Source organism: Streptomyces sp. H39-C1, assembly GCF_027158125.1.
GTDB classification, from domain to species: Bacteria; Actinomycetota; Actinomycetes; order Streptomycetales; family Streptomycetaceae; genus Actinacidiphila; species Actinacidiphila fildesensis.
Genome location: NZ_JAPVLS010000064.1, coordinates 51,956 through 57,963, shown reverse-complemented (window position 1 = coordinate 57,963; position 6,008 = coordinate 51,956). Strand labels below are relative to the sequence as shown.

9 protein-coding genes and 1 pseudogene are annotated in these 6,008 nt (G+C 69.9%); 4 read left to right on the top strand and 6 right to left on the bottom strand.

Going from position 1 to position 6,008, the window contains the following annotated elements; all coding sequences use genetic code 11:
- Positions 1-136: 136 nt before the first annotated feature.
- The gene (locus tag O3W51_RS33135; RefSeq protein WP_269288092.1) at positions 137-760 is read left to right on the top strand and encodes a hypothetical protein; all 624 of its coding nucleotides are present in this window, start codon (positions 137-139) and stop codon (positions 758-760) included.
- A 50-nt stretch (positions 761-810) separates the two neighbouring features.
- Positions 811-1,230, top strand: coding sequence for a helix-turn-helix domain-containing protein (locus tag O3W51_RS33130; protein WP_269288090.1), 420 nt, complete (start codon positions 811-813; stop codon positions 1,228-1,230).
- Positions 1,231-2,086: 856 nt separating this feature from the next.
- Here the strand turns inward: O3W51_RS33130 and O3W51_RS33125 are convergent.
- On the bottom strand, positions 2,087-2,872 hold the full coding sequence (locus O3W51_RS33125) for a hypothetical protein (RefSeq protein WP_269288088.1): 786 nt from the start codon (positions 2,870-2,872) through the stop codon (positions 2,087-2,089).
- 259 nt (positions 2,873-3,131) lie between these two features.
- Here O3W51_RS33125 and O3W51_RS33120 point away from each other — a divergent pair, with 259 nt between their 5' ends.
- Together O3W51_RS33120 and O3W51_RS33115 are read left to right on the top strand one after the other, a co-directional pair.
- Complete coding sequence (locus tag O3W51_RS33120) at positions 3,132-3,428, top strand: hypothetical protein (protein WP_269288087.1); 297 nt, start codon at positions 3,132-3,134, stop codon at positions 3,426-3,428.
- 169 nt (positions 3,429-3,597) lie between these two features.
- Positions 3,598-4,104 carry a hypothetical protein gene (locus O3W51_RS33115; protein WP_269288085.1) on the top strand — a complete coding sequence of 169 codons (507 nt, stop codon included), beginning with the start codon at positions 3,598-3,600 and terminating at the stop codon, positions 4,102-4,104.
- A gap of 121 nt (positions 4,105-4,225) precedes the next feature.
- Here O3W51_RS33115 and O3W51_RS33110 read toward each other — a convergent pair whose 3' ends face one another.
- From O3W51_RS33110 to O3W51_RS33090, 5 genes and pseudogenes are all read right to left on the bottom strand, one after another.
- Positions 4,226-4,486, bottom strand: a complete 261-nt coding sequence (locus tag O3W51_RS33110; protein WP_269288082.1) for a hypothetical protein — start codon at positions 4,484-4,486, stop codon at positions 4,226-4,228.
- Positions 4,483-4,875, bottom strand: coding sequence for a DUF6247 family protein (locus O3W51_RS33105; RefSeq protein ID WP_331284107.1), 393 nt, complete (start codon positions 4,873-4,875; stop codon positions 4,483-4,485). The genes O3W51_RS33110 and O3W51_RS33105 overlap by 4 nt, the downstream gene beginning before the upstream one ends.
- Entirely contained in the window at positions 4,872-5,009 is a 138-nt protein-coding gene (locus tag O3W51_RS33100) for a hypothetical protein (protein ID WP_269288081.1), read from the bottom strand. The genes O3W51_RS33105 and O3W51_RS33100 overlap by 4 nt, the downstream gene beginning before the upstream one ends.
- A 14-nt stretch (positions 5,010-5,023) precedes the next feature.
- Positions 5,024-5,581: a telomere-protecting terminal protein Tpg gene (gene tpg, locus O3W51_RS33095; protein WP_269288078.1), complete on the bottom strand. Its 558-nt coding sequence runs from the start codon at positions 5,579-5,581 to the stop codon at positions 5,024-5,026.
- Positions 5,582-5,584: 3 nt separating this feature from the next.
- Positions 5,585-6,008 (bottom strand): annotated as a pseudogene (locus O3W51_RS33090) (telomere-associated protein Tap); the annotation flags it as partial.

Below are 6,008 nucleotides of genomic sequence, written 5' to 3'. Positions count from 1 at the left end.
AGAACAAACCTCGGGCGAGTCGCCGGGGCGCAGCGGGCCGCCCGGGACGGGGTTTGTTCTAGTCCTCTGAAACAAGACGGTTCCCCTAGTGGTACCGTTCGGCCCACACTCGATGATCTTCCTGGAGGACCTTCTGATGGAGCAGCTGCCGATCGTTCGGCCTGGCCAGCGTGTTGTCGCCCGGTCGGATGGCAAGGGCGGCATGGTCGTCAGTGTCGAGAAGATCAAGGGCCGTGAGTTCGCGGTCAGCGCGCAGCTGAAGGGGTACGTCCTGGACGCCCGGCTGCTGATGGACGTGCTGGGCAGCATGAAGATGCCGGGCAGCTGGTTCCAGGTGTGGTGCAAGCTCGTGGCCGCCCAGGACCCGGGCTACCACGGTGTGGACCGGACGAAGGCGCCGCGCGGGTATGTCCGGATCAACCAGCGGGATCTCCAGCAGCTGTGCACCCTGTCGGCGGCCTCGGTCAGCGAGCCGTCGCAGTTCTTCCACCACATCGGCTGGATGCGTACCGCGAAGCCCGGTGTGCTCCAGCTGAACCCGTGGCTGACGGTGGCCGGCACCTCTGCCGAGCAGGAGGAGTGGCAGAAGGAGTGGAACGCCGCGAAGGGCCCGGCCTGCGTCATCCCGTCCCCGGAGTACCCCGCTGAATGGCGCGCGGCGCGGGCGCAGGCGAAGAAGGAAGCTGAGACGGCCCGCCGTCGCGAGAAGGTTGTGGCGCTGCCGCGTCGACGCCAGGCGTTCCGTCAGGCGAGCGCGTGACGCGGCCGGGCATATCCTCAGAGGCAGACGACATCGACCAGGAGGCCCTCGTGAGCACCACTTACGTACCTGGCCCCCCGTCCGACGAGCCGATCACGCTCACCCGTGATGCTCTGCGGATGCTCGCCCTCGTGGACATCTCCCTGACTGCCCGGCGTGTGCTCGATGTCCTCCTGGCGCTCCAGGACCCGGACAACGGTGCCGTCGACATCAGCCAGGCCGAAATGGCCGCTGAGCTCGGGGCGGGGAAGCCCGCGGTGAACCGTGGCTTCAAGGAGCTGCGGGAGGCCGGCCTAGCCTGGCTGCTGCGCCGCGGCTACTACCAGATCCACCCGCTCCTGACCGGCGGCCGGGTCGCCCGTACTGCGATGGCGGTCCCCGAGATCAACGCGACGCCTGCAGAGGACTTCACCGAGCAGCGCCGGACCCGCTTCGCCGCCCAGGTCGCCAACCTCGCGCAAAGCGCCTGAGGGCCCTCCAGGGCTCTTCCTGACGCCACGGCGCCGCCACCCCCAGGGTGCGGCGCCGTTCGCATGTCCACCGGCCCGCGCGCGCTTCCCGGAAGGTGAGCGGCGGCCAGGTTCGGTATCACTAGGGGAACCGTTTTGTTCTGGTTCTCCAGAACAAGCGCGGCGACGTCCGGCGGTCCCGGTGCGTACATCGTTTCCCTCCAGGGGAAACCGCAGGTCAACCGCGCGCAGCACGCCGGGACGGTATCACCAGGGGAACCGTCTTGTTCTGGTTCTCTAGAACACGCGCCGACTGTCCCGGCGAGTGCGTACATCGTTCCCCTGGAGGGGAAAGCCCCAGGTGGCAGGGCCAGCGAGCAGCACGGGAGCCGCGTTGTATGCAGCAGCCGCGCATAGATCTCGCGCATAACATCACAGCTGAGCTATGTTCCGCAGCCGCCGAGACGGGTCCGAGGTACTGGCCCCTGGTCCCGGAGCAGCAGGCCCCGGCCGGTAGCAGCACGGCCCGAGCAGCGTGCAGCGGCTGGCCGTGCTGCACCGGCCGGGGGCGGCTTGCTACCCGTGCAGCACCCGTGTGCCGCCTGACCCAGGCAAATGCTGCGCTGCACCCACGACACCACCGTGCTGCAACCCGACGACCATCACCAGGACCACGAGCAGCACCCCGCCAACCACCGCCACCACCCCCGCTACCCATCGAGCAGCAACCCGCTCCACACCACCGCGAGCAGCACGGCCAGGAGCAGCGGCACCCCGTCGGCACAGGCCCTCGCCTCACAGCTCACACCCTCACAGCGCACCTCGCTCACCTGGGGAAACGGCCTGTGTGTCACACAGGAGCGCCGGGGTGAGTGGCCTACAGGACGGTGCCGTACAGGGCGCGGCGGTCGCCGGACATCGCGTAGCGGCGGGCGGCGAGGCCGTTCTCCAGGGTCTCGCCGATCTGCTCGCACAGCGGGGCCAGGACGTCGGCGGCCGCGGTGTCGGACAGGTACGCGGGGGCGACTTCGAGCATCAGCTCCCCGAGCTGGTGGGTGGTGGCGGCGAGGTCGTCGACGACGCGGCGCAGCTCGGTGAGCGCGGGATCCACCGGCGGACCGGCGGGCGGCGGGTGCGGTGCGGTGCGGACGTCGCGGACGGCCTGGCGGACCACGGCGCGCAGGGTGGACTCATCGAGGGCCGTCAGGCCGCTGTGGGCGAGCGTGGCGAGGCGGCGGGTGATCAGCTCCGCGACGTCGCCGGTACGGCCGGAGACGTCGATCAGGGCGCGCTGGGACAGGCCGTAGTCGAGCGCGGCCGCGGCGCCGGGGTCGCTGTCTCGCGTGCGGGACGTCCCGGGGCCGGCGGTGACGGCGTCGTGGATCGCGGCCAGGGCGCGGGCGACGTCGAGCAGCCGGTACGCCTGGGCGCGGCTGATGCCGAACTCCGCGCCGCAGTACGCCTCCCACGAGGTGAAGCCCAGGGGGAGCCAGACCTTAGCGGCGTGCGCGGCGCGGACCCGGGCGGAGAGCACCGCGACCGTACGCCGGACGTCGTCCATCGCCTCGCGCAGCCCGGTCGTCATCTCGCGGGCCTGTGTCGTGGTCAGCGTCGGCCGCGCCGGTTCGGCGACGTCGTCCTGGTCCTCGTTGTGCTCGCCCATGACTCCATCGTCCTCCGTGTCGACGGACCCGAACAGGGCGCGTGGAAGCACCGGCGCGAGCCCTGTCTCACAGCCTCACACCCTCACAACTCAACGCGTTCACCTGGGGAAATGGGGTGTGAGGCTTATAGACCTCACAGCGTGACACCCAGGTTTTTCGGCAACAGATGTTGTCTCCTGCTGCGCTGGTGGGCGGGTCTGGCAGGCTGATCCGCGACGGTGGGCTGTCGCGCCTTGCCGCAGAACCAGGAGGTCCGGGGTGGCGGGGATCGAACGGGAGCCGGCGGAGGTGCGGATACCCAAGGCCGCCCTGGACGCCTTGGCCGCGGCGCTGAGCGTGCGCACGGCGGCGATGCGGACTTGGCCCGACGGCATCGAGTGGATGTATGCCGTGGGGTCGTGGGACGAGCCGCACGTGGAGATGGCGCTCATGCCTGGCGGCGAGGAAGTGTGGCTGCGGATGTCCACCGACCGCTCCAGCGTCGCCGTGTGGAGCATCCAGCAGTGGTGGGACTTCGCCGGCGAACTGCCCGGCGCGACGCCGCCGCAGGTCTGAGCGCTCAGCCCCGGGCAGTTCAGTTGGCGCACGAACGGCGGCGGTCAGCGTGGCTCCAGCGGGCCCGAGTCGTTGAGCAGCTGGAAGCGACCACGACGTCGTGGTCGCCGGCCGCACCGTGGGCCCTGTAGTGGGGCGCTGGCCGCTGCAGCAACGCGAACGAGGACCGATGCCGAAGAAGCCTGCCAATGACCCAACGTACGGCTTCGACCCGGAGTCGAACACGATCCGGGTCGGTCAGCACGACCTGGCGCGGCTGCTGCTGATGTTCCGCTCGCTGATGCGCGAGCGGAAGCCGGGCTCGTGGGATCACATGCGGGACTACGACCTGTCCTTCGAGCGCCTCGCGGACGCGGTCGATGCCAGCTCGCAGATCCGGTACGGCAAGGACTGGACAGGGCCCGATCTGCGGATGCGCTGCACCACGACCGAGCAGGTCTACGACTGGCCGAACGGCGCCCCGTACGACGGGGAGAAGACGTTCACCTGGAACGTGCCGGGCTACGGCTCGCACGCCACCAAGGACGAACACTTCCGGGGCGTCACGCACACGGCGCTGTGCGGGTTCAGCTGGGCGAAGGGCGACAGGCCGCGCCGGGTGGAGGATCTGCCGGACTGCCCCGAGTGCCGGCGTGAGGTCCAGCTCGGTGCCGAACGGCCCCGCGGCAACTGGTGACTACCACCCGGACACGCGTTGCTGCCCGGGTGGCAACCGGTGGGTACGGCCGTGGCTACGATGCGCAACGGCCCGTCCCCGGCAGTTGCGATGCCGGGGACGGGCCGTTGTCACTGGGCGGCTACCCGATCCAGATGATGTCCAGGACAGACAGATGCCGGGTGAGCCGGTTGATCACATAAACGACGGACAGCTGCCCGACCGACGCGGCGCGTACGTCTTCGCCCTCCGGGTCACCGGCATTCCACCGCGGCCAGCCCCAAGGGGAGCGCACCGCGATGTCCAGGACGTCGCGGACCATCTCCTTCGCGTGCTCGGGAAGCTCGATGAGCGTCTTGGCGGCCTGAGCCGACAGGCGAACCGCCCACGGCTCACCGGTCACCGGCGGGCACCGAGGACGTCGTCCAGGTCCACGAAGCCGGACTCATCACGCCCGGAGTCCATGTAGGCGTCGACGGCCGGGGCCGCGGCGACGCGCAGCTGCCAGGTGCGTACGACGTCGTGGAGCGGGGTGAGGCTGTAGGTGTGGCGGGAGTCGTCCAGGGCCTTGGCCCAGTCCCGCTCGAAGGCCGGCACCCAGGTGTCGGCGCGGCGGTCCGCGCGCAGCTGTGCGAGCAGTTGGGCGGCGGCGGCCGGGGCCGGCGGGGCGGGGGCTTCCTCGGGCTGCGCGCTCATGGGCACCTCCTGGCGGGTCGTCACTTCACCGTACGCGCGGGACGGGACGGCGGGAGCGGCCATGGCGGTTTTCCTTTCGGGTTCGGTGAGCGTCATCCCAGCTCCCTCTCCCAGTCGAGGAAGTCGGCGCCTTCCTCCTCCTGGAGCTGGTAGTCGTCGGCGGCCTGACCGTTCGCCGTACGTTCGGCGTCGTTCTTCGGGTCCGGATACGGGTAATTGATGCTGGCCATAAAGGGCTCCTAATTCAGTAATCGAGATCCAGGTAGTCGATGTTCTTCATTTCGACTTCGTGGAGGTCGCCCGCGCGGCGTCCGCCGTCCTGAAAATACACTTCCCTGAATCCGTCGGCGATGATTTCACGCATCCTCTGGTCGGTGGCCCCTTCGTCGCGGGCCTCGAACAGGCGCTGCGCGTAGGTCGCGGGGAGGTGGACGGTCAGCCGGCGCATGCGCGGTTCGTCGGTCGATCCCCCGGCGGCCTTGTAGCCGAACGAGGCCCGGGTCTCCACGGTGATCCCGCCGCTGCTGGCCGCCTGCTTGCGCCGGCGGCGGCGTACCTGGGGCTGCCAGCGGGAGCGGACAGCACCGTCGATCTTCTTGGCGATGTCCTTGGGCGGGGTCTTGCGGGCGCCGCGCCGGTAGCGGTTGACGGAGTCGGCGGTGATGCCGAGCTCCGCCGCGACGGCCTTTGCGGTGCCCAACTGCTTGAGCAGGTAGCCGATCTGGGCCTTGAGAGTCTTGGGCGGCTCGCGGGTGAACGCTGCCCGATCAGCGCGCTCGATGGCGTTCTCAATCTCTCGCACGGTCTACTCGCCTTCGTCCAGGACCGCGTTGCCGCCCTTGATGAGGCTGGCCGGGTTGTGGCCCTTCTCCATCACGTCGACCGCCCACAGCATCGACTCGACGCCCTCCAGCTTCGCCAGGCCCGGTGTGGGCCCGAGGCGGAACCCGCCCGGCTGCGGCTTCCCGGACGCCGCGTAGGGGAGGAAGTCCAGCGGGCTCGCGCCCGGCGAGGGGTAGACGACGCAGTCGGACAGTACCGCGAGCGGGTACAGGCCCGTCAGCTTTACCATGTTGGCCAGCTTGCGGTGCATGTTGACCCGGGCCTTGCTGATGACGGCGGCGCGGATGTCGGGGCGCCAGGTGGGGCGCTGCATGCCCGGCCACGGGTCGCCGGGCTTGTGGTTCTTGCCCTGCGGGTTCTCGAAGAGCTTGCCGATGCCGCCCTTG

Bases quoted from the DNA above. Each gene is read 5' to 3' on its own strand.
- O3W51_RS33100 (WP_269288081.1), bottom strand. From the start codon at position 5,009: ATGGCCAGCATCAATTACCCGTATCCGGACCCGAAGAACGACGCCGAA.
- O3W51_RS33135 (WP_269288092.1), top strand. From the start codon at position 137: ATGGAGCAGCTGCCGATCGTTCGGCCTGGCCAGCGTGTTGTCGCCCGG.
- O3W51_RS33125 (WP_269288088.1), bottom strand. From the start codon at position 2,872: ATGGGCGAGCACAACGAGGACCAGGACGACGTCGCCGAACCGGCGCGG.
- O3W51_RS33105 (WP_331284107.1), bottom strand. From the start codon at position 4,875: ATGACGCTCACCGAACCCGAAAGGAAAACCGCCATGGCCGCTCCCGCC.
- O3W51_RS33115 (WP_269288085.1), top strand. From the start codon at position 3,598: ATGCCGAAGAAGCCTGCCAATGACCCAACGTACGGCTTCGACCCGGAG.